This window comes from Affinundibacterium fentianense (assembly GCF_018139545.1).
Classification (GTDB): domain Bacteria; phylum Pseudomonadota; class Gammaproteobacteria; order Burkholderiales; family Burkholderiaceae_D; genus Undibacterium; species Undibacterium fentianense.
In genome coordinates this window covers 274,474-300,090 of sequence record NZ_JAGSPJ010000003.1, presented here as the reverse complement: position 1 = coordinate 300,090, position 25,617 = coordinate 274,474, and the positions used below count along the sequence as shown (strand labels likewise).

26 protein-coding genes and 1 tRNA gene are annotated in these 25,617 nt (G+C 47.1%); 12 read left to right on the top strand and 15 right to left on the bottom strand.

Annotation, left to right across the window (positions count from 1 at the left end; genetic code table 11):
* The first annotated feature begins 62 nt into the window (after positions 1–62).
* A tRNA-Leu gene (locus tag KDM90_RS09040) sits at positions 63–147 on the top strand.
* 390 nt (positions 148–537) lie between these two features.
* Here KDM90_RS09040 and KDM90_RS09035 read toward each other — a convergent pair.
* Genes KDM90_RS09035 through KDM90_RS09025 form a run of 3 tightly spaced genes read right to left on the bottom strand, consistent with a single transcriptional unit; the run spans position 538 to position 3,847 of the window.
* Positions 538–1,107, bottom strand: coding sequence for a hypothetical protein (locus KDM90_RS09035; RefSeq protein ID WP_212675274.1), 570 nt, complete (start codon positions 1,105–1,107; stop codon positions 538–540).
* A 39-nt stretch (positions 1,108–1,146) separates the two neighbouring features.
* On the bottom strand, positions 1,147–1,893 hold the full coding sequence (locus tag KDM90_RS09030) for a class I SAM-dependent methyltransferase (protein WP_212675273.1): 747 nt from the start codon (positions 1,891–1,893) through the stop codon (positions 1,147–1,149).
* Positions 1,894–1,906: 13 nt separating this feature from the next.
* Positions 1,907–3,847: an ATP-binding protein gene (locus KDM90_RS09025; RefSeq protein ID WP_212675272.1), complete on the bottom strand. Its 1,941-nt coding sequence runs from the start codon at positions 3,845–3,847 to the stop codon at positions 1,907–1,909.
* A 389-nt stretch (positions 3,848–4,236) separates the two neighbouring features.
* Between KDM90_RS09025 and KDM90_RS09020 the strand changes: the two genes are divergently transcribed.
* Positions 4,237–5,883 carry a tetratricopeptide repeat protein gene (locus KDM90_RS09020; protein ID WP_212675271.1) on the top strand — a complete coding sequence of 549 codons (1,647 nt, stop codon included), beginning with the start codon at positions 4,237–4,239 and terminating at the stop codon, positions 5,881–5,883.
* Positions 5,880–6,551 (top strand): sensor histidine kinase, encoded by a 672-nt coding sequence (locus KDM90_RS09015; RefSeq protein WP_212675270.1) that lies wholly within the window; start codon positions 5,880–5,882, stop codon positions 6,549–6,551. Before KDM90_RS09020 ends, KDM90_RS09015 begins: the two co-directional genes overlap by 4 nt.
* Positions 6,552–6,626: 75 nt before the next feature.
* On the opposite strand, the gene KDM90_RS09010 is transcribed toward KDM90_RS09015, so the two are convergent.
* The 3 genes from KDM90_RS09010 to KDM90_RS09000 form a co-directional block, all read right to left on the bottom strand.
* Complete coding sequence (locus KDM90_RS09010) at positions 6,627–7,172, bottom strand: GNAT family N-acetyltransferase (protein WP_212675269.1); 546 nt, start codon at positions 7,170–7,172, stop codon at positions 6,627–6,629.
* A 255-nt stretch (positions 7,173–7,427) separates the two neighbouring features.
* Positions 7,428–8,405, bottom strand: coding sequence for an MBL fold metallo-hydrolase (locus KDM90_RS09005; RefSeq protein ID WP_212675268.1), 978 nt, complete (start codon positions 8,403–8,405; stop codon positions 7,428–7,430).
* A 170-nt stretch (positions 8,406–8,575) separates the two neighbouring features.
* Positions 8,576–9,970: a hypothetical protein gene (locus KDM90_RS09000; protein WP_212675267.1), complete on the bottom strand. Its 1,395-nt coding sequence runs from the start codon at positions 9,968–9,970 to the stop codon at positions 8,576–8,578.
* Positions 9,971–10,200: 230 nt separating this feature from the next.
* On the opposite strand from KDM90_RS09000, the gene ubiU reads away from it, so the two are divergent.
* The 8 genes from ubiU (at position 10,201) to amaB (ending at position 18,691) form a co-directional block, all read left to right on the top strand.
* Positions 10,201–11,205 (top strand): ubiquinone anaerobic biosynthesis protein UbiU, encoded by a 1,005-nt coding sequence (gene ubiU, locus KDM90_RS08995; RefSeq protein ID WP_212675266.1) that lies wholly within the window; start codon positions 10,201–10,203, stop codon positions 11,203–11,205.
* Between the two features lie 74 nt (positions 11,206–11,279).
* Positions 11,280–12,188, top strand: coding sequence for a ubiquinone anaerobic biosynthesis protein UbiV (gene ubiV / locus KDM90_RS08990; RefSeq protein ID WP_212675265.1), 909 nt, complete (start codon positions 11,280–11,282; stop codon positions 12,186–12,188).
* A 103-nt stretch (positions 12,189–12,291) separates the two neighbouring features.
* The gene (gene ubiT / locus KDM90_RS08985; protein ID WP_212675264.1) at positions 12,292–12,735 is read left to right on the top strand and encodes a ubiquinone anaerobic biosynthesis accessory factor UbiT; all 444 of its coding nucleotides are present in this window, start codon (positions 12,292–12,294) and stop codon (positions 12,733–12,735) included.
* A gap of 204 nt (positions 12,736–12,939) precedes the next feature.
* Positions 12,940–14,085: an NnrS family protein gene (locus KDM90_RS08980; RefSeq protein ID WP_212675263.1), complete on the top strand. Its 1,146-nt coding sequence runs from the start codon at positions 12,940–12,942 to the stop codon at positions 14,083–14,085.
* A gap of 202 nt (positions 14,086–14,287) precedes the next feature.
* A complete protein-coding gene (locus KDM90_RS08975) occupies positions 14,288–15,559 on the top strand; it encodes a cysteine desulfurase-like protein (protein ID WP_212675262.1) in 1,272 nt (423 codons plus the stop codon).
* Between the two features lie 91 nt (positions 15,560–15,650).
* Positions 15,651–16,556, top strand: coding sequence for a 5'-nucleotidase (locus KDM90_RS08970; protein ID WP_212675261.1), 906 nt, complete (start codon positions 15,651–15,653; stop codon positions 16,554–16,556).
* A gap of 53 nt (positions 16,557–16,609) precedes the next feature.
* A complete protein-coding gene (locus KDM90_RS08965; RefSeq protein WP_212675260.1) occupies positions 16,610–17,077 on the top strand; it encodes a GNAT family N-acetyltransferase in 468 nt (155 codons plus the stop codon).
* A 75-nt stretch (positions 17,078–17,152) separates the two neighbouring features.
* Complete coding sequence (gene amaB / locus KDM90_RS08960; protein WP_212675259.1) at positions 17,153–18,691, top strand: L-piperidine-6-carboxylate dehydrogenase; 1,539 nt, start codon at positions 17,153–17,155, stop codon at positions 18,689–18,691.
* Between the two features lie 85 nt (positions 18,692–18,776).
* On the opposite strand, the gene KDM90_RS08955 is transcribed toward amaB, so the two are convergent.
* Positions 18,777–19,613, bottom strand: coding sequence for a hypothetical protein (locus KDM90_RS08955; RefSeq protein ID WP_212675258.1), 837 nt, complete (start codon positions 19,611–19,613; stop codon positions 18,777–18,779).
* Between the two features lie 242 nt (positions 19,614–19,855).
* Positions 19,856–20,266 (bottom strand): diacylglycerol kinase, encoded by a 411-nt coding sequence (locus tag KDM90_RS08950; RefSeq protein WP_212675257.1) that lies wholly within the window; start codon positions 20,264–20,266, stop codon positions 19,856–19,858.
* A 307-nt stretch (positions 20,267–20,573) separates the two neighbouring features.
* On the opposite strand from KDM90_RS08950, the gene KDM90_RS08945 reads away from it, so the two are divergent.
* On the top strand, positions 20,574–20,837 hold the full coding sequence (locus KDM90_RS08945; RefSeq protein ID WP_212675256.1) for a DUF2249 domain-containing protein: 264 nt from the start codon (positions 20,574–20,576) through the stop codon (positions 20,835–20,837).
* A gap of 106 nt (positions 20,838–20,943) precedes the next feature.
* Here the strand turns inward: KDM90_RS08945 and KDM90_RS08940 are convergent, their stop codons facing one another.
* From KDM90_RS08940 to KDM90_RS08910, 7 genes are all read right to left on the bottom strand, one after another.
* Complete coding sequence (locus KDM90_RS08940; RefSeq protein WP_212675255.1) at positions 20,944–21,450, bottom strand: GNAT family N-acetyltransferase; 507 nt, start codon at positions 21,448–21,450, stop codon at positions 20,944–20,946.
* Positions 21,451–21,461: 11 nt separating this feature from the next.
* On the bottom strand, positions 21,462–22,439 hold the full coding sequence (locus tag KDM90_RS08935) for a DUF2750 domain-containing protein (RefSeq protein ID WP_212675254.1): 978 nt from the start codon (positions 22,437–22,439) through the stop codon (positions 21,462–21,464).
* Positions 22,440–22,662: 223 nt separating this feature from the next.
* Positions 22,663–22,878 (bottom strand): DUF4287 domain-containing protein, encoded by a 216-nt coding sequence (locus KDM90_RS08930; RefSeq protein WP_212675253.1) that lies wholly within the window; start codon positions 22,876–22,878, stop codon positions 22,663–22,665.
* A 165-nt stretch (positions 22,879–23,043) separates the two neighbouring features.
* Positions 23,044–23,373, bottom strand: a complete 330-nt coding sequence (locus KDM90_RS08925; RefSeq protein ID WP_212675252.1) for a hypothetical protein — start codon at positions 23,371–23,373, stop codon at positions 23,044–23,046.
* A 58-nt stretch (positions 23,374–23,431) separates the two neighbouring features.
* Positions 23,432–23,977, bottom strand: coding sequence for a YcxB family protein (locus tag KDM90_RS08920; protein ID WP_212675251.1), 546 nt, complete (start codon positions 23,975–23,977; stop codon positions 23,432–23,434).
* A gap of 122 nt (positions 23,978–24,099) precedes the next feature.
* On the bottom strand, positions 24,100–24,864 hold the full coding sequence (locus KDM90_RS08915) for a lysozyme inhibitor LprI family protein (RefSeq protein WP_212675250.1): 765 nt from the start codon (positions 24,862–24,864) through the stop codon (positions 24,100–24,102).
* A gap of 84 nt (positions 24,865–24,948) precedes the next feature.
* A complete protein-coding gene (locus KDM90_RS08910; RefSeq protein ID WP_212675249.1) occupies positions 24,949–25,563 on the bottom strand; it encodes a DUF6988 family protein in 615 nt (204 codons plus the stop codon).
* Positions 25,564–25,617: the final 54 nt, after the last annotated feature.

Below are 25,617 nucleotides of genomic sequence, written 5' to 3'. Positions count from 1 at the left end.
AGCAAATTAAGCCAAGTGCTTGCAAAAATCGGAGCACCCTGTCATAATTCTGTTCATGCGTTGCCGAGATGGCGGAATTGGTAGACGCACCAGACTCAAAATCTGGCGCCGCAAGGCGTGCCGGTTCGATTCCGGCTCTCGGCACCAACAGTATTTAAGCCTCTTGAGAAATCAAGAGGCTTTTTGCTTTTCTAAGCTTGTTTTTTGTGAGGTGGCACAAATGAGTGTCACAACTCAGCTCAAGAATGGCGATCAAACTCCCCTTCCAATCAGCGCCCTAATCGTACTGTAGCGTAAGACAAAAACGAGTCGACTACATTTGCGGCATCCATATGTAATTAGCATACAGAAAAAGCAAAGGCCCTTACCTGCATATACAGAAACGAATTGGGTGCTTTGAAATAGGAAATCGATAGCTTGACTACCGATGTTGGATAGGCTCTTGCGCCGTGCGTACTCTGGCGTCATTGAGAAAGACATCAGTTCAATTTATGACCAAAATGCCTTTTTGCGGCAAGGACTAATTCGACAAACGATTCATCGAGTCCATCTGTAGGTATGGCGAGTGAAGAAGTCACCACCACTTTTCAACTTAACTTCTTTTTGGCGAGTGAATGTATTTTCTGTCACTGTATAAGTGAATCGAAATTCCGCAGGCCGATTATCGTCTTCACCAACCATACTAGTTATCACCGTTAAAGTTCCATCTTCAGCGACCTGTCTCTGTAGCACATTCTCATTGCCAAATCGACGACCATCCTCACTCAACTCAATGCCATTGCTTGCGTTTGCATGAGGCTCTTTGTCGTAGCCATAACTCCATAGCCAAACCGATGATTTCTCACTCGATCGAGTCACCAACAAATTGGATGGAATACTGCGCAGCACATTTGCGCTGTAGTCTAGATAGCTTAATTGCCCACGCCAAAGCTTTCCTGAAATTTTCAGCAGATCTTCATCAAAAAGTCGCTCTCCAACTACAGCTCGTGTTCCAATTTGCGGTAGCGCTGAACTCGATCCAACCTCCGTCTGTGCCGCATACGCGACACCGCTAGTCGGACTCACCAAGGAGTAACAAAAAAGTATTGCTATCGTGAGATTTTTCATTAGTATGAGGATGTTTGATTGTTTTCAAGATTTTTACAATTACGCAGGAAGTTTGTTCGCGCGAATAAATGCCAACTCCCACTGCAAATCAAAACCATGGTCAACCTGATGGATCCCTAAATAATGTCGCAAACCCTCTTCGATCTGCCGATCGCTCGCGAGATCAATGCGAAATAAATTTCTACAATAAGTCACGAGCGAGTCTACATCTTTAAATTCCCAAGCAAACCGCTGACTATACGCATCGCTGACTTTGAATAAACCCGCCACTTCAATTTCCGCGCTATCCGTCTTTAAGTCAATAAAACGAGCTCGATGTCCTTGCGAGCTATAACTTCCGACAAACTCATCCAAGAAGCGCGCTGGTGCACTCCCTGCCAGCACATCGGCAATAATAAAGCGCCCTTGATTGCTTAACACCCGAAAACATTCTTGATAAAACTCCGCACGACAATCCAGCATATGATGAATCGCTGCCAAGGTAAACACGACGTCAACTTGACCATCGGTAAAAGGTAAATTGGTCCATGTCCCGCCAATGATCTCGGGATTGTATTCAGCATAACCAGCGACATTTTCAACCGGAACATAACCAATCTCGGCATTAATCTTCGCGATAAAAGGTCGCAGATAACCACCACCACTCGGAAAATCAACCAAGGTCTCTTTTGGCTGGAGATTCGCCAACTGCAAGGGCAACATAAATTCGTGCACTCTCGCAAATGGACAAGCCTGCATGGCAGCCTGATACGTGTTTGCTGTACGTCGCGTGACATTGACCATCATTATCTTCCTGTATTTAATTAATTTTGACGTGACATTGCAGTACACCGACTAGAGCCTGCTGGTAGGTGTCTTGTGCTAGGTCGGTCTTTGGCAATGCACAGACCCTAAGTCCGTCAATCGGAACCGTGCTCAGGCTTGGAATCAGATCAGGCTGATCGACGCACAATGCGCCGCGAATATGCGGAATTGTCATTGTAAGCAAATCGCTAAGCGCGGAGCTTTGCGTTATATCAAGGCTATCGACCCAATAGAGTAAATCGCAATAAACAAATGGCAAGCCGTGAACTAACAAATCTTGTTCGCTCACCATCAACACTGCAGCATCAACTGATTGATTCACCTGTAGTGCTTTAGCATATTGCATATGATGAGGCAATGCTTGACTCAAGCGACGCGCATTGAGAAAACTTCCTGTTTGATCTGTATGAAATGTCTTTAATCCAATCTGGGCAAAATAGTCAGCAATCAGACCTGATAATCTCTCGACGGTCACCAGTGGGGTTTCTCTGTATACCAATAAAACCAAGGGAATTCTGCCTTGGCAAGGAACCGAGTCTAGTAACAGTTCATGGTAGATGGTTGGCACATATTCTGTACTGATTTGCGGCTGCGCATTCACCTCGCAAATAGCACCACTACTCTCCATCCAAGAAACGCGAATATCTGGCATCAATAGATCAATCCCAGCCAAATCGAGCCGTAGCACTTGTGCTGCTCGAATCGCTAATTCCACGTTGTCGGGATGCATCATATTAATCACATTTTCCGTCGTGCCCCCAGTCGAAATATTCGCCCGCTTACGTAAAGCCAGCTGTTGGTCTGGCGCCAAAACTGTGGCAGGAGTCAAGCGATGCTCCGTCAAAATGCCCAACGCCTCGTCATCCAGTGACAACAACTGTTTACCACGTTCGCGCGCTCGTATCACAGCTTGCTCTTGTTGGCTTGCAAGTTGAATCAATTCCGCGATGGTATGTTGACCATCTCCCACAACACCACCTGGCTTCCTAACGATTGCTTTAATGACTTTACCGTTCGCCACGGTAATACGATAGTCTTGTCCATCGACAAATTTTTCTAATAAGATTCGGTTCGAAATTTGATGACTCAATTCAAAGGATTGTAGTACTTCCTGCTCATTCTTCAATCCCGCATAGACCCCCTCGCCACCATCTTTATCGGCGGGCTTAATGACAACCGGATAGCCAAATTTGTTGGCCACCATCACCGCCTGATCTGCACTGTTGACAAGCTCATGCATAACAGCTGGCAAACCAGCCAAACGCAACAAGTGTGCGGTGCTGACTTTTGACTTCGCGAATTGCACTCCATGCGAGGTAGTCGATTCGGTAATCGTGGAATTAAAAATTCGACCATTCTTACCAACACCCAAAAGAAAAATTTGATTTTCTATATGACGAACTGGTATCCCAAGCTCCATCGCTACCGGGATCATGCGGCCAATATTCACGCCGCTATTCGAAAACGGCTTCAAGTCCTCAACGAGCTTCTTTAGCGAATTTTGAAGTTTTCCAATCAAAGTAGGACTGCGTTTTGGTTTACGTCCCAGCATATTCATGACTTCAACAACCCATCGCAGAGCATTGAATGCCGAACTAGCGTGCGAAAAAGGTAGCGCCAACTGCGCATGAATGCCCGCTACATCGTGTTTTATTTGAATGACTCGCCCCGTCTCAAACACTGACAATCGTGCTCTTTTCTGTATCTCGCGACAAGACAATAAAATGAAATGACTGAGTTCAAGATTCGAGGTCGGCATCACGGGATTAAATTGGGGCGTCGCAAAGATCGCGACCAGAACCTCATGAAGTAATCGCGCATGTGCCAACGTTTCCTGCGGCAATACCAACGTTCCCGTGAGTACTGATTGATTGAAGCCAAACGCGTTTCCAAGGATAGTTCGCCAATCTTGTGCAATGACCATTTGATTTGACATGTCAAATTTTGCTCTATGTGTTCAGTACTATGATTTTGCCTGCAAGGGTTCTATAAAGTCACGGAAGAATCACATCTCGGAGACAAATTGCTACAAATTTGTTTCTATTTCGACCCATTTCTGGCTTATCCCGTCAACAAATTCTGGCGCAGTCCCTCACTATGGCAAAGTCCCAGTGGCCCACCTTGTGCGGTATCGAATCAACACAACATTTGCCGAGCACGTCATTCGCGTATCTAGCCTTTTGACATGACCAACGCAAGTTTACTAATCCAATCAGACTAAGTTTTTCCCAATTGCATTTTTTATTTGTCATTCGAAAAGCAAATGGATACTATTACTTTATCGAAAGCCGTTTGTCGTTGCTTACTAGAGGATCGGTGAAATCTATGGCTATACCAAGTACCAAAGTTGCTGCGCCTATTTCCTTCACTGACCGCAAAATTTTGGTCATTGACGACATGCCCGATATGCGTACAACCATGCGCAATCAAATGCAGGCTCTAGGTATCATGAACGTGAGCCTAGCCTCAAATGTACGGGAAGCCTTGTCTTATATCAGCCAACGAACTTACGATGTGATTTTGTGTGACTACTACCTTGGCGGCTCTACCGATGGTCAACAATTTCTCGAATATTTAAGGACAAGCAACGCGATTAGCCGCGCCACCTTGTTTATTATGATCACCGCCGAGACAGGATTTAATAGTGTCATCACGGCGGCTGAATGCATGCCGGACGATTATCTGCTGAAGCCATTTACAGGCGAAACCTTAAAAATACGCTTAGAACGACTACTCGAACGCAAAGCGCGTCTCGCGGCTATTGATCGTTTACAAGATCAAGGTGCCTGGCCTGAAATTATCAAGGCATGTGATGACATAATCGCGAGCAAGGATAAGTACGTGGTAGACGCAATGCGTATCAAAGGCAATGCCCTACTGATGCTACAACAGACCGAACAGGCCATCAATTTCTATCAGAACGCCCTAAAAATGCGCGACATGCCATGGGCAAAATTGGGATTAGCGCGAGCCTTAAAATTTAAAGGTGAGGATGAACAAGCAAGTCATTTACTCGAAAACATCATCGATGATAACCCGCGCCTACTCGCAGCTTATGATCTCTTAGGAAAAATTCATTCTGATGCCGGCGACGCCGAAAAGGCGCTACACGTGCTCGATAACGCCTGCAAAATTGCCCCTCATTCACTGGCACGGCAGCGTTCTATCGCCAGCCTTGCCGAATCAACGGGCGATTATGAACGCGTCGACAAAGCACTCAGCGTGGTCGTCAAACAAACCCGAAATTCCCCTCTACGTGATCCAATCGATTTTGCAAAACTTACCAACGCTCTGACCGAGACAGGTGAGCTAGAACGCGCTGTTGACGTCCTTAAAGAAGCCAAAGAACATTTTAAAGAAAATGCAGAAGTCAAAATGTTAGCAGCGTATGAGGCGGTTGCACAAAGTCACTTGGGAAACAAGGAACTCGCAAAGAAAGCCTTAGATCTCGCGCTTGCTGACGATGGCGATAATCTTTCTGAAGCCAGCAAGCTTGCATTAGCTAAAGCCTGCTTGGCGCAAAATCGTGCTGAAGAAGCGCGCGAAATTTTAAAATCAGTGGTCCAAAACAACCCGGACTCGAATAAAGTACAAGCAGAAATTGCGAGCATCTACAAAGACCACGGCGGCGACGAAATTGCGCAACATTTGATCGAATCATCGGTCAAGGAAGTCATCAATCTCAATAACGAAGCAGTACAGAAAGCACGTGCTGGCCACTATGCAGAAGCGTCATCCATGTTGACCGAGGCTGCATTGAGATTGCCAAATAATTTACAGATCGTTTCTAATGCCGCGCTCTCCATTTTGATGGATATCTTTACGAATGGTTATGACAGTGAAAAATCCATCCGCGCAAAGCAGTTTCAGGACGCCGTATTTAAACAAAACAATTTGTATCCGAAGCTAGCCGAAATCAATGCGTTCCAAATCAAAATCCAGGCGAAATACAAATTGGAAATCAAAGCATGAGTGCACAGGACTTTTCTGTTATCGCCGCCTTGTGCATCCATGATGTCAAAAACGATCTGGCACAATTAGCGGCAGATGCTGAACGTCGCCAAGACGCAATTGCACAAGAAATGGCGATGCGTTCCTCTGAGACTTTAACGCGATTACTGTGTTTTTATAAATCTCAGACTGGACAACTGCATTTGGAATTAGTCGATCAAGCTCCCCAAGAGCTGGTCGCCGATCTGCTCGCACAGCATGCCAGCCACTTACGATCACGGCCACATATTCGAATCGAAACCGAGCTTGCTTTAGCACCATCAGTATGGTTTTACGACAAGATCTTGCTCCAAATGCTACTCGCCAATGCTCTCCAAAATGCACTAAGATTCGCCAAAAACAAGATAACCATACGCGTCGCAACTGTGGCGCAAAAAGACGATCCAACAAAGGAAGGATTACAAATACAAATTGAAGATGATGGTGCAGGGTTTCCTGCAACGATGCTCGGGCAAAATCAAGAAACCTTACCGACCAACTCTCCCATCACGCGAGACGGAACAGGCTTAGGATTGAATCTAGCACGAGAAATTCTGAAGAAACATCACAATGGAAACGACTGCGGCCAACTGGACTTGTTTAATCGTACCTCAAACGGCGGCGCTGTTTTTCAAATCACGATTCCTTAAGCAAAAGCGCTTGGATCAATTTCACAATGACATTGAAAAATACCGATCCGTGCTCGCGTCTTGCGTAAAAAAGTTTCAGTCAAATCGCAATAACATACGAACTTGGCATGCGCTGTGTCCTGTGTCTCCGATTGCGTAATCGATATACGTAAAACCCATTTTCTGGTAGAGCTTTTGTGCGGCTAGCATAGTTGGTAGTGTCTCTAGATAGCACTGGCGATAACCTCGCTGCTTGGCTTCATCGAGACAACGTTGTATCAAGGCATTGCCAATCCCCATGCCACGCGTTGATGGCAGCATATACATTTTTTGCAATTCACAGAAATCTTCCGGTGCGCCTGGCAAGCTACCAATCCCTCCGCCTGCGACGATGTCACCTCGATATTCGACCACGAAATATGCGCCGCGATCACGCGTATAATGTTGGTACATAAAGTCGAGCGAAGGATCAGCGGCGGCCGAGCCAACCTTTGGAACATTCATTTCCTCCAACACGGCACGAATTAAACTCGCTATGCACAAATTATCGCCCTCAGCAATCGGTCGGATGACAACATCCGACAAACGAGAATTGGAGGGTATTTCTGCGACATTCAAGGTCTCAATCATAGTCTCACTCATAGTCTCACTCATCATCTAATTCAAGGTCGCATTTGATGCTCGGGCGGTAGGCCTAGCATTTACTATGGAATCCGTTTGGTGAAAAGTAGTCATATTCGAAAAGTCTATAAGAATCGAGAAAGCAATTTACAATGAGAAGAATGAGATTGTGGAGTGCCACCAAAACGAAGATCCTATCCAGTCCGACAGGGAGAGAGGCGTCGCCCCTCTCCAATCCCATGTGTTAGCAGCTTAGTGAATATGCAAAACCGAAAATCATTTCACAGGAGAATAGTTGACTGGAGTCCAAGCATAGCCTTTGCCCTCGCTACGAATATATCCTAGACCAGGGAAAGACAGGTGGGTCGCGCCTACCATGTAGCCTTGCTTAGCGGCATCCGCATAGGCTTTTTTGCGTTGAGCCATCGCAGACTGACTATCACTATCAAACGCAATAGTCACGGAAGGATTTTCAAACTGTACTGCGGCGACGTGCATTAAGTCCCCCCAAAGCATCAATTTTTGCCCCTTACTTTCCACCAAATAAATGCTATGTCCTGGTGTATGTCCGCGTGCTGCGACCGCCTTAACGCCCGGCACTAGCTCAGTATCACCATTAAATGGCTTAAATTTCCCCGCCTTCACATACGCATTTAAGGAGGCCATTGCTCCTTGAAAACCACCTTTATCTTCGGGTTTCGCCTTTTCCAAATTGCTTTGACTCAGCCAAAACTCTGCATCATGTTGATCAGCTCGAACCACAGCGTTGGGAAATGCCATTTGCTCACCATTCATCAAACCACCGACGTGATCGCCATGCATATGCGTGATATAAATCTCATCCACTTGATCTGGCGTATAACCGGCAGCCTTCAAGCTATTCGCCAAACGCCCTAAAGTCGGCCCAAATAAACTCGCTGCGCCGGTGTCGATCAAGACTAATTTACTGCCTGTATTGATCAAATAGCCATTCACAGAAGTTTCGGTCGGGGTCCCTAGGTGATGTTTTTTTAAGGCTTTGAGCGTTTGTTCAGGTTTAATATTTGTTAATAATTTATCGATAGGCAGTGCGACTGTGCCATCCGATAATGCGGTCACTTCAAAGTCACCTAACATCACGCGGTAATAGCCAGGTGCGACAGCTTGACTGATCGGTGCACCAGCGACAGCAGTGGCAGAAACCAAGCTCAAACTCGCCACGCCTAAACTTGCCGACACCAAAGCGGCGGCAACACGATTGAATCGAACTTTCATAAGCATTTCTCCTGATGAGATAAAAACTGTTTTTGGGTTTGACATCGATGTGTTCGCAAGCGACCTGGACATTCGCCTCCTGCAAACATGCCGCAATTATGCAAGAGTTCAACAATTCTTGCTGATACCCTGCCCGAAAAAAAATCCGACCTCTCTTCGATCTATTTCAATCAATTGCCCCATAAGCTTTTCAAAAGCTCCGTCGCTTTGCTTTTCTTTTCATCCTTCTTCGGAGATTGTCGATCCGAGCCTTTGCCAGTCATCTCCCCAAATCCGCCGAGTATGGAACTGAATACCGATTTCACGCGTAGCTTCGCTTGCCATTCAGGCTCCCAAGCGATTTTGGGATCTTCCGGACGTGGTGGATAGGAGAAAAAGGCGTCTGATCCATAGGCAATCATTCTTAGCATCCCAGCACCTTCGGCAAATATGCCTTTTGGTACAGCACAATGCGTCGCGCTCGCTGGTAAAACAACCTGCTCTTTAATCCATCGATCAATGTCCGCGTTCGATTGATAATCAACTAAACCAAAGCCGAAATCGGCTAATTCACTGGATGTCCAGACGATCATTTCACCACTATCGTCATTCTCTCGCTTGCCCCCCATGGCCGAAAGAAAATAGCCTCGAACATGGGGAATCGATTTCCACTCCATCAGAACGGTACCGTCTTTTTTTGTCTGCGTTAATTCGATTGGAGGCATGAGATCCTGCGCCGCACCAAGATTGACTTTAAAGCTATCAGGAATGCCATTTCCTAAAAATTGATGTTGTCCAACGATAGATGCATTATCGGGAAGCTTGCGGTCATCGATCTTATTCGGCCATGCAGGGTGGCCAGCTTGCCAACGTGCACCTTTACTTGTTTTACCACGCATCACAAAAAATTTAGCATAGTCATCAATGGACGCACTCGCCACATCTAAGGTGCGCGGTTGACCAGGACGAATCGTGTCGCCGCACCCCCAATACAGAGAGATTTTCCCCTTCGGCTTTTCATAGCTCGGCTCCATCGGCTCCTCGTCGATCAAGGCAGGCACCGGTTTCTCAGGGATAGGCGCATTCAATTGCAAGCTTTCACCCAAATTCATGCTAACCGGCACAATTTGCTTCGCATCACTGAGACTAGGGTTACGATTTGTATGGACAGATACATCCAAGTATTTGCCACTGACAAATCCCAAATGATGTGTATTGCCAAATACATTACCGCGATCATTTGTCGCCCCCATTGCTCCTTTCGCCATGCCTGTCAGTGCGCCAAATAATCCTCCACCCGACTGCGTTCCTTGCGTAGCACCAGCCATCAGGTTCCCACCAGGTATATCACTCGCACTCGTCGCGACATCAATAAAGGCTAAAGCAACAGGAGGTTTGACGATTTGCGTGACATCTTTGATCGTGGTTGGCTTTGCTAGCGCGCTCGACTTCGACTTTGGCGGATTTGAGGTTTGTGCCTGAGCCTGCGCGGTGGGTACAAGCGGCGCCCCCAATAGACCAACGCAAAAAAAACAATGAAAAGAAACGCTAGAGGTGTTAAAACGACGCGCATGAGGTAAAGACATGTGATGCTCCTTCTAAGTGAGACACACAGAAACAAGTCAAACGAAATGACCAGAATAAAGAGATACAAGGCAGGAACATTTTTCATAATAGCCCAAAAATTAGGCAAGGCAATCTGCGATATCCGTCCCCCTTGAATAAATTTTAATTTAATTCCGCAATGCAACAAGAGTCACCATTTCATTGACCTAAGACAAAGACGCTCAGAAATGGAATCGCTAACATCTTGCGCATGAAAACACTCGACTTAGTAGCACCTGCTGGCAGTCTGGTCGCACTGAAAGCAGCAATCGATCAAGGTGCCGATGCCGTCTATCTCGGCCTTCGCAATGCCACCAATGCACGGAACTTCGGTGGATTAAACTTCAATGAATCAGATATACGCGCTGGGGTTGAGTATGCACACCAACGGCATCGCCAAGTCTTATTCGCGATCAATACCTATCCGCAAGCACAAAGGGCACAGGAATGGCGTACCGCAGTGGACACTGCTGTCAAGCTTGGTGCAGACGCCGTGATCCTCGCCGATCCGGGATTAATGGCCTATGCGCGTCAACGCTATCCCGACCTACGCTTACATTTATCAGTACAAGGCTCGGCAACGACCGTCGATGCGATTGAATTGATGAAAGAGAATTTTGGAATTCGCCGTGCCGTCTTACCCCGCGTTCTCACCTTAACGGAAATTGAAAAAATCATCCGCCAAACCAGCGTCGAAATTGAAGTATTCGGATTTGGTAGTCTATGCGTGATGGCTGAAGGTCGCTGTTTGCTCTCAAGTTACGTGACCGGGGATTCACCCAATAACAAAGGTGTCTGTTCACCTGGTCATGCAGTAAGTTGGGAAGAGACAGATCATGTCCTCTCGGCACGCTTAAACGGAACGTTAATCGATCGTTATGCACCAAATGAAGCGACTGGCTACCCCACGCTTTGCAAAGGCCGTTTTGAAATTAACGGTGAAACCGACTACGCACTGGAAGAACCAACAAGCTTAAATGCAATCGGCCTGCTGCCACAATTAATCCAAATGGGCGTCAAAGCCATCAAAATTGAAGGTCGACAGCGTAGCCCTAACTATGTTGCCCAGGTGGTCTCCACCTTACGTGCCGCACTCGACTCTGCGAGCCGCGAACCAGACCGCTATACCGCACGTCCTGACTGGCTAGCCAAACTTGCCCGTCATGCGGAAGGGGCTCAAGTCACGCAAGGGGCTTTTGAACGCCCATGGAAATAATCAATATCACAAAAATATTTCGCAACAGATTGTAGTGAGGCGAAGACCATAACAATTTGATGGAGTCAACAAAGATGAAACTATCACTTGCACCACTTTCCTATTATTGGAGCAAAGAAGACACGATGCGTTTTTATGTTGAAGCGATGCATTGGCCAGTCGACACCATCTATCTTGGGGAAACCGTATGTTCACGTCGCCATGAGATGCGTTTGGCTGACTGGGTTAGTCTCGCCAAAGCCTGTCGCGACGCTGGAAAAGAGGTGATCTTATCTACATTGACCTTAATCGATAGCGACAGCGACCGCCGCGCCATGCACAAGCTGGTCGATGCTGCTGCAGCAGAAAATATCATGGTCGAAGCCAATGATTTTAGTGCCGTACGCGCTTGCCGTGGCCACGACTTTGTCGCAGGTTCCCACTTAAATGTGTACCACGATGGCACCTTGAATTGGCTGTATGACCTTGGCGCGCGACGTTTCATTCCGCCGATCGAATTGAGCGCAGACGATCTCAGCGCTTTACAAGCCCACCGTCCAGCGGGGCTAGAAACTGAAGTGCAAGTCTGGGGTCGCATGCATCTTGCATTTTCCTCGCGATGCTTTACAGCCCGACATCATCGCCTACGCAAAGACAATTGTGAATTCAGTTGCGAGCATTATCCAGATGGCCTCGCGATGCGAACCCGCGAACAAGCCGATTTCCTCACGGTGAATGGGATTCAAACACAAAGTGCTCATTGTCTCGATCTTGGCCCCCAAGTCCCCGCTCTCCAACAACTCGGTGTTGACTACTTGCGCCTGCAAGTGCAATCAAAAGGCATGGAACAAATCGTCCATGCTTTCGATACAGCAATCCGTCGTCAACAAGCCGCACAGTTGGACGCACATTTATTGCCGCCTAACGCGCAAGCCTGCAATGGCTATTGGTCGGGAAAATCGGGCATGCAGTGGCATAGCATACCAATCCACGCGATCTCATGAAGCCTAGCAAACGATGCAGTACAAGTGCATTGACTCGCACATGCGCACCATCACCCAAATACACACTCACGAACAAATCGCGTTCGGATTTCGGAGCACAACGATGAATTTACAAGACATTCAACTCCCCCTTTTTATTCGACAATTGGGGCAAAAATTGCCAGCTCCGATTGCGAATACGCCATTTATACTGTTGCTCGCACTCGCACGCAAAAAAAACTGGCTGGTCGCGCCTGATCACTTATATGGCCACAGTTTTAATATCGTCGTTGAGGATCTTGGGCTCCACCTCTATTTCCGCTGTGAAGAAGGGAAATTCAAATCGATCCATGCGCAAAACTGCGAGGTCAAACTCACCGCACATGCAATTGACTACCTGCGCCTCGCTACCGGAGTCGAAGATGCCGATACGCTATTCTTTCGGCGTCGTCTAAAAATCGAGGGAGATACCGAGCTGGGCATCGCCGTGAAATACTGGATTGATGCGAGCGAACGCCCTGCGTGGTTGCAACAACTCACGGCAAAATTCAATGCTGAGCTGGCGTAAGGCATCGCATCCGATTCCATTCGAACTTTTAAAAAAATTGATATAGAAATAGTTTTTTTCAACTGCGCATGCGCTTCTCTAGCAAAGAATAGCGAGGCGCGTACACTTTGAAGCCATCCCTTGCTTTCGATCAAAAATCGAAACAAGGTTCAAAGCTAAGCTGACGCCTGTTCACTTTTTGTTTGACCTATCTCTATTCTTGCTATGAAACGCCTCGCCCATGCCCCCCACCGCCTCTACTTCTTTCTGGGTGCTCTCGCCGTCTCAATTTTATTTTCTTGGTGGTGGTGGCAATTGCAAAGTCCACGTCCAATTGAAATGCCTTTGCATGCAGTCTTAATGCCATTGGGCGTATTCCCTCTATTCATTCTCGGCTTTACCTTTACGGCAGGGCCTAAATGGTTGTCGTTGAACGAGCCACCGCACAATTTTCTGCTCCATGGCGGAACCTATTTTTCGGGTTTACTCCTTGCCTTGTTTGCTTCAACTTGGGGACTCAATCCCTTACGCATGTCGGGCTTTGCACTCATGTTGGCAGCTTGGTGTGCCGTGACATTCCGTTGGGCACGCTTAATCCTACTTAGCCCTGTTAAAGATAAAAATCATGCACAAGCACTCCTTTTCGCCATGACGGGTGGAATTTTATCGCTCGCTTGTGCTTTCTTTTGGAGTGCTGGCGTGCGTGAAGCTTGGGTTGCGGCGCGACAAATGGCGTTTTTTGCTTTCTTGCTGCCAGTGTTTTTGACCGTATGTCATCGCATGTTGCCTTTTTTCAGTAGTAACGTCATTCGTTCCTACACTGTGTGGCGTCCCTACTGGCTATTAAACCTCTGGATAGGCAGCAGTTGGGCCTTGGCATTCACGGGAATATTGGAATGGCATGTCGTCGAAGCCGTTTTAGCCAGCATGCTCAGCCTTAGTTTTGCCAATACCTCGTGGCGCTGGGGATTGTTTCGTAGTTTAGAAAACCGTCTGCTAGCCATGTTGCATTTATCCTTTGCTTGGCTATCCGTGGTCTTTGCCTTGCAAGCAGTCAGTGCGTTCGGCGTGCCGATCGGCTCTGCCATGATACACGCGCTTGCACTTGGTTTTATGGGCACCATGTTAGTGGGTTTTGTTAGTCGTGTGAGTTTTGGTCATAGTGGTCGTCCTTTACAAGCAAGCAACGCCTTGTGGTGCATTTACCTCGCGCTGCATATCGCTGCGCTACTGCGCGTTGTCGCCAGTGTCACCGCAACGCCTCAGATGTTGCAGTGGTCGGCATCCATTTGGCTTCTGCTGATCTTGGCATGGATTGGATTAATGTTGCCAATCTACTTGACGCCTCGCGCGGATGGACAGGCTGGCTAGTAGCGCCAAATATTGAAATCGCCTATGGAGACCGATGAGGGAAGGAGATACCTTCCCTCAAATCGGTCTCATTCATCGCAGTATCTGCACCCCAAAATGCGATAGATAGGAAGACCGACCTCATCAAGCTCACGTCGACCTGAATCTGCGCTGTAATTCATGGTATGTTTATGGCTTGCTCAATTTGCCTATCTATTCAACCATGTCTGTCGTCTCTACCATGTCGGATGCGGAACTCTGCCTCGTGCGCGCTGAGTTCCCCGCTTTACAAATCAACTCCCAAATTACTTTCCTCGATAACGCTGGCGGCTCACAGGTTCTACGTCGTGTTGCCGATCGTATTTATGACTACCTCTTGCATACGAGCGTACAACTTGGTGCCAGCTACGCGACCTCACAACTAGCCGGTCAACGGGTTCTGCAAGCACGACGCGATATTGCCGAACTCATCAACGCCGCAGACGACCGTGAAGTGGTGATGGGAGGTTCCACTACAGGATTACTGTTTTTATTGATTCAAGCACTTTATCCATCGATACAAGCAGGGGACGAGATCATCCTCACCAACACCGATCACGAGGCGAATATCGGCGCTTGGCAACGCTTGCGACAAGCTGGCGCAATCATCAAAATTTGGGAAGTGAATCCCGCAACTTTCCAGTTGGAATTGGATGACTTACGAAGCTTATTAACACCTCGCACCAAATGGCTCGCGATGACTTATGCTTCAAACGTCCTCGGCACCATCAACCCCATCCCACAGATCGCACAAATAGTACATGCGAACGGTACCCGTCTATGTGTTGATGCCGTCGCTTATGCACCACATCGCCTGGTCGATGTGCAAGCGTCTGGCGCGGATATCGTGGTCTTTAGTTTTTATAAAGTTTTTGGTCCTCACTATGCGGTGATGTGGGGCCGCTTTCCCTTACTTTTAGAATTTGCCAACCTCAATCATTTTTTTATTCCCGATGACAACCTGCCCTACAAGCTACAACCGGGAAATGTGAATTTCGAATTGTCCTATGGTTGTGCCGGCATTGCCGACTATTTGGTCGAGATGGGCAAGCATTTTAGCCCTGATGACAAGACTTCCCACACAAGACGCGCATTGATGCAATGTGCTTTTGATCGGTTTGAAGCCCATGAGAATGCCTTAGCGGAACGTCTGTTGTCCTATTTGCGCTGCAAAGATAGGGTAAAGATCATTGGCATGGAGTCCTTGAGCGAAGGAATCTATCAACGCGTCCCTACGATTAGCTTTGTGGTTGCAGATGTTCAATCCGAAACGATTGTTCGCCACATCGATCAATATCAAATTGGCATACGCTTTGGTGATTTTTATGCGCGCCATTTAATTCAAGCGCTTGATCTAGAAAAACACGGAGGCGTCGTGCGTGTCTCCATCGCGCACTACAATACCCTCGATGAAATTGACCAGTTGATCCAGCATTTCGATGAGCTATTAAAATAGACTAGGCGCTGTAGACCGGCGCTCGAATTCAATCGATCGTTCGACACCTGCACGCCTAACCAACCATACATTCAAATTCGGAACAACAACGATGCCTTACTCTCTCGATAATTTGTTGGTCATTGGGATTTCCTCGCGAGCTTTATTCGATCTTGAAGTCGAAGAAGCCATTTTTCAAGACCAAGGCCTTGATGCGTATCGCCAGCACCAGCTAGACCACGAAGCTCAAATTCTCAAGCCTGGTGCCGGATTCGCCTTGGTAAAAGCACTACTCAAACTGAACCAACTACCACCAGGTAAGCGTCTGGTTGAGGTCGTCATCATGTCGCGTAATTCTTCGGAGACCTCACTACGGATATTCAATTCAATCCAGCACTATGGACTGGATATCAGCCGAGCGGTTCTGGCTGGTGGAGCGCAACTTGCGCCGTATTTGCAAGCGTTTAATGTCAGCCTATTTCTGTCACTTCACGAAGACGATGTCCAAGCCGCAATCAACGCAGGCGTCGCTGCTGCCCTGCTGTATAAGATGCCAGAGCGAGTCGATGATCTTGAACAAATTCGAATTGCTTTCGACGGCGATGCGGTCATTTTCTCGGATGACGCAGAACGCATTTATCAAACGCAAGGCATCGAGGCATTTGAACGTCATGAACGCGAGAATGCCTGCAAACCATTACCAGAAGGACCCTTTGCACGGCTCTTAATTGCGCTGTCGTACATCCAACACAACTTCAAAGCACCCGATGGACACGCACTGCCTATTCGCACCGCATTGGTCACCGCCCGTTCGTCGCCAGCGCATGAACGCGTCATCCGCACACTACGCGCGTGGAACATCGCTATCGACGAAACCTTCTTTATGGGAGGTGTCAATAAATCGGCAGTCCTAGCCGCCTTCAAGCCACACATGTTTTTTGATGATCAACATGGGCACTGCGAACGTGCCGCCAATGTCGTGCCAACGGGACGTGTGCCTTATCGACAATCGACCTAAAAGAACATCTTTTCAGATCAATCGCTTTCTGCATTTTATTCAAAGACATCACTATGACAAGCAATTTTCGTATTCAACTCGACGACTTGAGTGGGCAAGCAATTTGCGATCTCATTACTTTTCACCTGAACGATATGGCATCAGTGTCACCGCCTGAGAGTTGTCATGCGCTTAGCGTTGACACCCTCAAGCAAGACAATATTTCGGTTTGGAGTGTATGGGATGGCGAACAACTCGCTGGTTGTGGTGCGCTAATGGAGCTCGATGCGCAACATGGGGAAATCAAATCCATGCGCACTGCACCTGCCTATGTCGGCCAAGGGGTTGCCGCGCAATTGCTCCAACATATTCTGCAAGTCGCCAAAGAACGCTCATACCAAAGACTTAGTTTAGAAACCGGATCCACCATCGAATTCGTTGCGGCGCGCCGACTCTATGACAAATTCGGTTTCACTGAGTGCGGCCCATTTGCAGACTATATACCCGATCCGCTGAGTACTTTCATGACGATCACTTTATAAACGCAACGCGACAGGTCTGCTTCTCGTACTGCGCACTATCCTATCGTGTCAATTTAACTTCACTAAACTCAAATCATGCCACCAGATATTCAAACCTTATTACGTCAACTCGGTGTCAACCTTCAAGAATTTGAAGGACAAGATTTCCATAGTTACTCTCCGATCGACGGTGCATTGCTCGCCAGTCTACGCATTGATAGCGGCAAACAAATCGAACAAAAACTCGAACGCGCAGAGTTAGCAGCACGCCAATGGCGTCAAGTTCCCGCGCCACGTCGAGGTGAATTGATTCGCTTATTTGGTGAAGAGTTACGTCAGCACAAAACGCAGCTCGGTGAATTAGTCACCTTGGAAGCAGGCAAAATTCTGCAAGAAGGACTCGGTGAAGTGCAAGAGATGATCGATATTTGCGATTTCGCAGTCGGCCTATCTCGTCAACTCTACGGTCTAACCATCGCATCCGAGCGACCTGGTCATCGAATGATGGAGGTCTGGCATCCACTCGGCGTTGTAGGCGTCATTTCCGCGTTCAACTTTCCCGTTGCTGTGTGGGCATGGAATGCGGCACTCGCCTTCGTGTGTGGGAATGCCGTTGTCTGGAAACCTTCAGAAAAAACCCCACTTACCGCACTCGCGACCCAAGCGCTGTTTTTGAAAGCAATGATGCATTTCAACGCGCAAAACAATGCAACACAAGGAATCGACGCACCCGTTGGATTGGCCGAACTCATCATTGGAGAACGGGAAGCCGGCGCGCAAATGGTGGCAGATCATCGCGTCGCCTTGGTTTCAGCGACAGGCAGTACCCGCATGGGTCGCCAAGTTGCGGAAGTTTGTGCCCGTCGTCTCACGCGCACCATACTGGAGTTAGGAGGAAACAATGCAATGATCGTTGCGCCGAGTGCTGATCAAGAGATGGCCATACGGGCAATCACGTTCTCGGCAGTGGGAACAGCGGGTCAACGTTGCACGACCTTACGTCGCCTGTTTGTGCATGATTCTATCTATGACACGCTAGTTCCCCGCTTGAAAAAAGTCTACAGCTCACTGCCCATCGGCAATCCACTCGACAAAACGACCTTAGTGGGGCCCTTAATTGATCGAGCGGCCTTCGATGGAATGCAAGCAGCGATCGTCGCCGCGCAAAAAGAGCAAGGTGTGGTCACTGGTGGCGAGCGAGTGACTCCAACGAACACTGCCGCTGCTTACTACGTTCGCCCGTGCCTGATCGAAATGCCAACGCAAACCGAGCAAATGCATCATGAAGTGTTTGCCCCGATTATGTACATTGTGCGTTATTCCGATTTAGCCCAAGCCATCGCTTGGAATAATGCAGTGCCACAAGGTTTATCTTCGAGTATTTTCACGACCGATCTACGCGAAGCCGAACTTTTCTTATCCGATGTTGGCAGTGATTGTGGCATCGCAAACGTCAATATTGGTCCATCAGGAGCGGAAATTGGCGGTGCCTTTGGGGGAGAAAAAGATACCGGTGGTGGCCGTGAATCTGGCTCCGATGCGTGGAAAGCCTATATGCGCCGTTCGACCAACACAGTGAATTACAGTCACGCCTTGCCACTCGCACAAGGAATTAGTTTTGACATTCAAAGTTGAACCGAGCTCGTCCATTAATCCAAAGTCATCACAACTTTGCTGAATAAAAAACGGATTCATGCGCCATGAATCCGTTTTTTACAATTTAAATTTCTGAGCGACGGCCCCAGTCTACACGTCGATCACGCTCACGTTCCTCTTCGCTATCGCGGTAATGATCATTCGCACCGTAGCGCCCTTCGTCGTAGCGAGAATGCTCACGGAATTCGTCATTGCGCCCCCATTCACCACGACTCCAACTCTTAAACAGATTACCATCGACAACGCTACCTTCGATATACTCAAAGGTCCGCATTTCACCGCGTGGCCCACGAGCATAAATCGTCAAGGTCTTTAAACGATTAGGATGTGGATCAAAACCAAAACTACGGTTGTTCATTCGAAACTGATGATCACGACGCGCCAAGTCTTTCAAACGGTCTGTGACATCAATGTTGCGCTCATGCGTGCCATAGCGTGCATTCATGATTAAAAATAATCCATCATCTTGCCACTGTGCCCGGCCGCGATCATCACGTTCAGCGAATTCCTTACGGTCATCCCAACGTCCATGATAGTCGTTCGCACGCCCCCATCGCCCGCCACCCCAGCCTTGAAAGATCGCGCCATCCACGATACTGCCTTCGCGATATTCGAATGTTCGCACATCACCTCGATCACTACGGGCATAGATATGCAAGGTTTTGACACGTCTTGGATGCGGGTCGACGCCAAACACTTCGTTTTCCATACGAAATAGGCGATCACGGCGAGCCAATTGTTTCAAGACATCCGTGACATCGACATTCCGTTCTTCAGTACCATAACGCGCCTGTAAGATCTGATAATCGCCATCGTCGCGTTGCGCCCACGCTGGATGCAAACAGGTCAACATCAGACCCAGCACAAGGCCAATTCGAATAAAGATTTTTTGCAGTAGCATGATCAACTCGCTAGGAAGTGAATGTACTTCCATAACGCATTGAAAAATGATTTGGTGTACCGATTCCAAATTTAATCGCTGTGAGGTCGCGCCTCCTATCCACTCGCGATCTGTGGCTAGTGGCCAATCATGCTACAGCGACTATCCAATCATGCCGAACAAGGGCTAAGCAATCACGCCTAGCCACTTTAAACCTTCATATCGTGGGGGAAACCACCAACAGTCGACATCAACAGTCGGCATCAATAATAGAAACGATCAAACAAAATAACGGTCCAAGTCGCAAGGGCTAACAAAAAAGTCAGCAATACTGCGGCACTACCAAAATCTTTTGCATTTTTTGACAAAGCATGACGCTCTAAAGAAACGCGATCAACCACCGCTTCGATTGCAGAATTGAGCAATTCAACAATCAACATCAATACCAAAACCGCAATCATCATTAATTTTTCAAAACCGGAAACCGGTAAGCTCAAGGCAATCACCGCGCCTATCACAACCAAAATCAATTCTTGCCGAAAAGCGTGTTCCTGACGCCATGCTGCTTTTAAGCCATCGAGGGAATAGAAAAACGCCGAAAAAATGCGCTTTAAGCCACTTTTGCTTTTGAATTCACTGACTGCTTCGCCCTGCTGCTCTGAAGGATTGCTCATAGCTTTATTTCTTTCATTACGCGATTATTCAACATCGTCACTGACTACACTGACCAAAGCGAATTCTAGCAGCGGAATAGCACAAATTGATCATTTGACCGAGCTTGAACGTAGAATTAATTGCTGATGTGCATCAAGAATTTCGATCGACAAATGATCTTTTTCTCGCCCACAAATCGGTCAAAGTCTATCCTCAATTGGCGAGCAAAAAGTCGACTTAACAGCACTTAGCGACTCACTCAATCACCCAATACGAGAAAGCTATCTCAAGGTTCACGTTGTCTACACCAATTCTAAAGGAGTTCATATGTCACACGATTGTTCACGTCCACAAACCGAAGCAGGTATCTATGCATTCGATGCACGCGGCGTCGCGAAACGTTTTCGACACGCGGCGATTTTTGGTGCGCTGTCTGCATTAATGCCAGGGGAAACCATGCGTTTTTGCAATGATCATGATCCTATTCCTTTGCTCCATCAAATCGGCGATCTGTTTGGTGACAAAATTAAGATGGCCTACATTTCACGTGAACCAGGCGAGATCGTGATTGATTTCTTAGTGCATCCCTAATTAATTCGGCAACCTCGCGGTGTTGTCGAATAATTCGTATCGATTCCGATTAAATATTAGATAGGTGCAAGGAACGGGACAAACCGAAGCCTGATCCCAATCTGATCTAGGCTTGGTCGGGTACCGAGGCAACTTGTAGCGATACTTGCTTGCTGCCATTCGCCACCCATTGGCTCCCGACTTCCTGAAAACCAAATTTGTCATGGAAAGCTTGTGAGGCGGGGTTGGGAGGTTGAATATTGTATTCACATGTGATGTAGGGGATCTCTTTCGCTTGGGCATCGGCAAACAATGCGGAATACAACTGAGCCCCAATTTTTCGTCCGGCGAAATCACGACTGACAACGATTCGATCCACATAAATAAAACGTGGATAGCGGGCGGCAAACCACTCGTAATTGACGTTCTGATATGCAGCACCCTCACGAAAAGCAAGTACAAATGCTGCGACCTCACCATCGATTTCCGCCACCAAGCAATAGTGCGCCATACCGCGTAATTCGGCTAATCGCGCCCCATCCATTGCGCTTGTCTTTTGTTCTTCAATATGATTAATCGCAAGAATGCTAGGAAAATCTGCCTCGACTGCGTCACGTAAAATAAGTTCAGCCATCCTATTCCATCTCATTCTGGGTTCGCGGCAAACTGCACATAGTCCCTCGCCAGCGCTTGCGAATCGATTTCTTTCTTAATACTAAACACACCGAGCGTATCTGCTTTGGCAATCACATCGAGATAACGTAAAACATCATGGTATTGCGGTCGATTCCAAAAGTCATGAATAACAATTTTGACTGGATGCCCGGCACCACATTGCATCACCAATTTTAAAACGCAAGCGACGCGGAACCGTCCATCGATCAGGGCGAGATCGAGCTGCGTACAATCAAGGATACGATACACCTGCTCTGAGTACGCTGGATAGTTGTTCTGATATTCAGTGGAGACGGGATAGCCCCACTTTCCAACAGGACCAATGTCCACCCCGACGATCCGCAGCCGCGATGATTCTGCTTCGCGCAAGACTTGGTACCGACGCATTTGCTCGATCCACTCCTCGCTCGATTCGACCGAATAAATTTGCGCATTAGAATGGCGAATCATATGTAATGTACTACCGCCCATGCCAAACTCTAAATAGTATCGCGACGTCGCAGCGAGACCTTCAAACAGAGCCCGCTCCTCTTTCGACATAATGAATGCATACAAAGTTGGATGCAAAGATCGTTGATCAAGATATCCCATTGCTAGCAAAAATTCTTCCTGATTCAACAAGGTCTGCTGAGCCGCGACCTGCTGACCGACGAGATCGGGCTGATTTTGCCAATTGATTCCCAATTTGCAATGCTTAGCTTTTAACTCTTTCAACCAAGTTTGTTGAAAATCATGCCAGTCGACCCGCACAGTTCGCAATTCAGCATGCTGCGGGTGATGTTGAAGAAATTGCAGGCAGCGCGCTTCCGAGGACCAAATAGGCATCACAAGCCCATCTTCGCCTTGCAACAGCAAGACCGCATTCGCGGCGTTTTTGATCAAATACAGACAAACAGTAGTTTGTAGTTCGCCGTAAAATTGAGCAATCTGAGAAATTCCTTGAGACATACAATCCTAAAATACCCTGTTCGTCAAAACAGCTTAGCACTCGATGCGCGATTCCCATTTAATCTATCGCAATGCCTCACCGATGTGCCCTATTCTACGCTCGAATCAATCATCCATATAGCTAGGAAGCATTTTTATGCGGTAGAACCAGCAAGCTGACAAACAAATCAACACCTGTTCCCAACTTACAGAGAATGCTATGAGCCCACCCATAGCAATAAAATCATAGTCCTTCTTGTTGACGAAAATAGGCAACGATCGCATTTGCGTGACCATGCCCAAGTTGATACTCGGCCTTGAGCCAAGCAAGCATTTCCATATGCTTCAAGGTTTTCTTTGATTGCAATAAATCTAGCCAATGGCTAATCGGCATTCCATATTTCTTCTCGATTGATGGAAAATACGAAGCAGGACCTTTGACAACTTCATTCGCACCCATAGAACACTCCTTTCTCAAACTTCAGACAATCGATTTCCCATCGACCAATCGCACACAACCATCCACAAAATTGGGAAACACGCACCACACAGATCAACACGACAAGGATCGAGACGAGCTACCTCTTATCATCAAAAAACTAATTTCATGCGGTATCGCGCACGCTTAATAATCAATTTTCATTTTCCATTTGATACCAGCGGTTTTCGCTTTGAGTAAGACATCTTCCCACTCTTTCAAATCCTCAATCACCTCATCAGCATCCTCGACAGCGGTCGGATTGGTCTTCAAATATTCCATCAATGCGCGCACAGTTTGTAAGCCTTGATCGGCTTCATACCATTTTTTTCCATAAAACGACATGATCGATGTGACTTGCTCTTGTTCTGCGATCCTCTCCAACGCATCGGAAGCATGAGCGATCGCCTTGCCGTTCACAAAAGTGTCAAAACCAGGGTCTTTATTTTGAAGCGAAATGAAATGGGCGAGACTCATACATCATCCTCACGATTAACTTCAACGTCTGTAATTATTCCATACTGATTCTATCGTATTATTTTGAACGTCCTGCTGCATTATCTTGAACACGGTGTTGAAGATCGCCTTGCAAATAATATTGAATCGCAGAGACAAATGCATTTTCTTCTGCGATTGAAGTGAATGCATTTTTCGGAATAAGATGAAATGCACCACTGACCAACTCAATCAGCACACTCTGTTTATCCCTCTCAACACGCTTTACCCCGCTCCAATTAATCAGAGTTTCATTGACTGAAGTACGTTCCATCAGACCTTGTTCCGTCACAGCGTAATAATGATCACCGAGGATACCGTCGCCAAGCTGAATCGCACTACGAATACGCACCAGCGTGAAGATTACGGATATCAACACAGAAAAAAAAGCCCCACCCACTGCTGATACACTGAGGACAAACAAGTCGATCAAAGTAGCTGGCATGCCACGAACAACGGCAAGCAAGACCACAACAAACAAAGTCCAACCAAGCCATACCTTAAAGAGGACACGCGGACGAGTAAGCCGCACGAAAACCGCTCTAGTGATGTCGTTCTTTGTCAGGGTGGTGTGAATTGCTAGCATCGGCATTGTCGAATCTGAAAATCTTGGTAAAAATGGTCTAATGTAAATTGCTTAACATAGGAATGGGTGACTATGCGTGACCATGTGTGATAATGGTAAAGCCGTAGCGACCCATTGCATACTTAGAGTTTATTGGCCAAGGGTGCGAGTTGCTGTAAGCAAGCTGCTTGCTCCATCCAACGATTTTCTAAAGGGATTTTTTGAATACATCGGATCGCTGACGTGATGCGACGGAGACGTGTTTCAGTCAAATTCACTTCACAACGATTTGCGTAGGTCGATGGCCATGATCCCCCTGCCCCGGTCAGCGAGCCTATCAACTCACACTCGTCAGAGCGATACTTTTCCCATGAGATTTGCTGTGCTTCTAAAGCAGCAATCACACGAGAATCCGGATATTTCTCGCCGTTATAATCAGGCGACTGCGTCAGCAAATCAATGAGTTCGAGATGCTTAGATCTCAATTGCGCCGACGTTTTCTGCAGTGTCGCCACTAAAGTAAGACCGGTATGCATGGCACTTCCCTCGGGCCAACACTCAGGACGATCGGTACAATTTTCTATGGCTTTAGTTTTTTCTGCCTCTTTTTGCGGCCAATCATTTAGCTCGGATTCTCGAGACTGATATTTTTCGATCAAACAAACATCTGTCGCACAAGCATCTCGCTTTTTTAGCCAAGCGATTTGGTCTTTGATCAAATCATTCGGATATCTGGCTTCCCTTTTTATACTCCCATACAAAGAAAAAAGAGACTCATCCGCCTTCGAAATTGTGGGATTAGCACAAATCATTTTTTCGACTACGGTTTTTGCGAGCAAACAATTAAAACTCGCAGCCTCGACCATGCCAGCAGATAGCGCGAATAGGATGAAAATTAGATTCTTCATGTGATCCTTTGTTCCTCGATCAATCAGCACAGCAAAATACTATCCCGCACTTAAGATACGAAGGTAATTTACTGATTAGAAGTATTACTTTGCATTAGGAAGAATATTGCCATAACTGGTCGCAGCTGAGAAAATTTCAGATTGTATGTACTGTCGCCCCGTTAAAATACCTAGTAGCTGGAACGAAATAAGAGTAAGGCCATTACTTGAACGAAAAATAGTTTCCAGTAGCTGTGGCGGCGCTCCATTTTTTGTCCAATGCACCACGTGTATTCCCGAATGTACGAATGAATTTAGCGGCCCCCAAGAGCTAGATTTAAATTCGTTCAACGAAATTAATAGATTTTCCAGTTGTGGAACATTCTCAAGTTCACGAATCATCGCATTAACCGTTGGAATATTCTTACTCGCCTGTTGAGACTCAAGCGTAAGATCCGCAGATAAACGCTGAACTTGACTCTCGGTGGCTCGATATAAAGCCCAAACACTGCGAACAATTGCCTCATACTGAGCGCGCAACGTAACACCTGCCCCCAATACCAAACCAGAACCACATAAAACACGTATTGCAGCCGCAAATTGCAGAGAACTGACAGCCAGTGTCTTACTGAGTTGGCTTTTTGGAGAACAGTCTCTGATTGGAAAATCAACAATCGAAGTTAGAACCTCTTGTAGCTCTTCAGCACGACTTAAATCCATTTAAACTCTCACAATAATTCGATCCCGACAGCGATCAACGACTGTCAAAAAAAA

Coding starts and splice junctions, on each gene's coding strand:
- KDM90_RS08910 (WP_212675249.1), bottom strand. CDS start 25,563: ATGGATTTAAGTCGTGCTGAAGAGCTACAAGAGGTTCTAACTTCGATT.
- KDM90_RS09005 (WP_212675268.1), bottom strand. CDS start 8,405: ATGAAAGTTCGATTCAATCGTGTTGCCGCCGCTTTGGTGTCGGCAAGT.
- KDM90_RS08920 (WP_212675251.1), bottom strand. CDS start 23,977: ATGCTAGCAATTCACACCACCCTGACAAAGAACGACATCACTAGAGCG.
- KDM90_RS09025 (WP_212675272.1), bottom strand. CDS start 3,847: ATGTCAAATCAAATGGTCATTGCACAAGATTGGCGAACTATCCTTGGA.
- KDM90_RS09020 (WP_212675271.1), top strand. CDS start 4,237: ATGGCTATACCAAGTACCAAAGTTGCTGCGCCTATTTCCTTCACTGAC.
- amaB (WP_212675259.1), top strand. CDS start 17,153: ATGCCACCAGATATTCAAACCTTATTACGTCAACTCGGTGTCAACCTT.
- KDM90_RS09010 (WP_212675269.1), bottom strand. CDS start 7,172: ATGAGTGAGACTATGATTGAGACCTTGAATGTCGCAGAAATACCCTCC.
- KDM90_RS08925 (WP_212675252.1), bottom strand. CDS start 23,373: ATGAGTCTCGCCCATTTCATTTCGCTTCAAAATAAAGACCCTGGTTTT.
- KDM90_RS08945 (WP_212675256.1), top strand. CDS start 20,574: ATGTCACACGATTGTTCACGTCCACAAACCGAAGCAGGTATCTATGCA.
- ubiU (WP_212675266.1), top strand. CDS start 10,201: ATGAAAACACTCGACTTAGTAGCACCTGCTGGCAGTCTGGTCGCACTG.
- KDM90_RS08965 (WP_212675260.1), top strand. CDS start 16,610: ATGACAAGCAATTTTCGTATTCAACTCGACGACTTGAGTGGGCAAGCA.
- KDM90_RS08975 (WP_212675262.1), top strand. CDS start 14,288: ATGTCTGTCGTCTCTACCATGTCGGATGCGGAACTCTGCCTCGTGCGC.
- KDM90_RS08950 (WP_212675257.1), bottom strand. CDS start 20,266: ATGAGCAATCCTTCAGAGCAGCAGGGCGAAGCAGTCAGTGAATTCAAA.
- KDM90_RS08970 (WP_212675261.1), top strand. CDS start 15,651: ATGCCTTACTCTCTCGATAATTTGTTGGTCATTGGGATTTCCTCGCGA.
- KDM90_RS09015 (WP_212675270.1), top strand. CDS start 5,880: ATGAGTGCACAGGACTTTTCTGTTATCGCCGCCTTGTGCATCCATGAT.
- KDM90_RS08915 (WP_212675250.1), bottom strand. CDS start 24,864: ATGAAGAATCTAATTTTCATCCTATTCGCGCTATCTGCTGGCATGGTC.
- KDM90_RS08940 (WP_212675255.1), bottom strand. CDS start 21,450: ATGGCTGAACTTATTTTACGTGACGCAGTCGAGGCAGATTTTCCTAGC.
- KDM90_RS09030 (WP_212675273.1), bottom strand. CDS start 1,893: ATGATGGTCAATGTCACGCGACGTACAGCAAACACGTATCAGGCTGCC.
- KDM90_RS08935 (WP_212675254.1), bottom strand. CDS start 22,439: ATGTCTCAAGGAATTTCTCAGATTGCTCAATTTTACGGCGAACTACAA.
- ubiT (WP_212675264.1), top strand. CDS start 12,292: ATGAATTTACAAGACATTCAACTCCCCCTTTTTATTCGACAATTGGGG.
- KDM90_RS09000 (WP_212675267.1), bottom strand. CDS start 9,970: ATGTCTTTACCTCATGCGCGTCGTTTTAACACCTCTAGCGTTTCTTTT.
- KDM90_RS09035 (WP_212675274.1), bottom strand. CDS start 1,107: ATGAAAAATCTCACGATAGCAATACTTTTTTGTTACTCCTTGGTGAGT.
- KDM90_RS08930 (WP_212675253.1), bottom strand. CDS start 22,878: ATGGGTGCGAATGAAGTTGTCAAAGGTCCTGCTTCGTATTTTCCATCA.
- ubiV (WP_212675265.1), top strand. CDS start 11,280: ATGAAACTATCACTTGCACCACTTTCCTATTATTGGAGCAAAGAAGAC.
- KDM90_RS08980 (WP_212675263.1), top strand. CDS start 12,940: ATGAAACGCCTCGCCCATGCCCCCCACCGCCTCTACTTCTTTCTGGGT.
- KDM90_RS08955 (WP_212675258.1), bottom strand. CDS start 19,613: ATGCTACTGCAAAAAATCTTTATTCGAATTGGCCTTGTGCTGGGTCTG.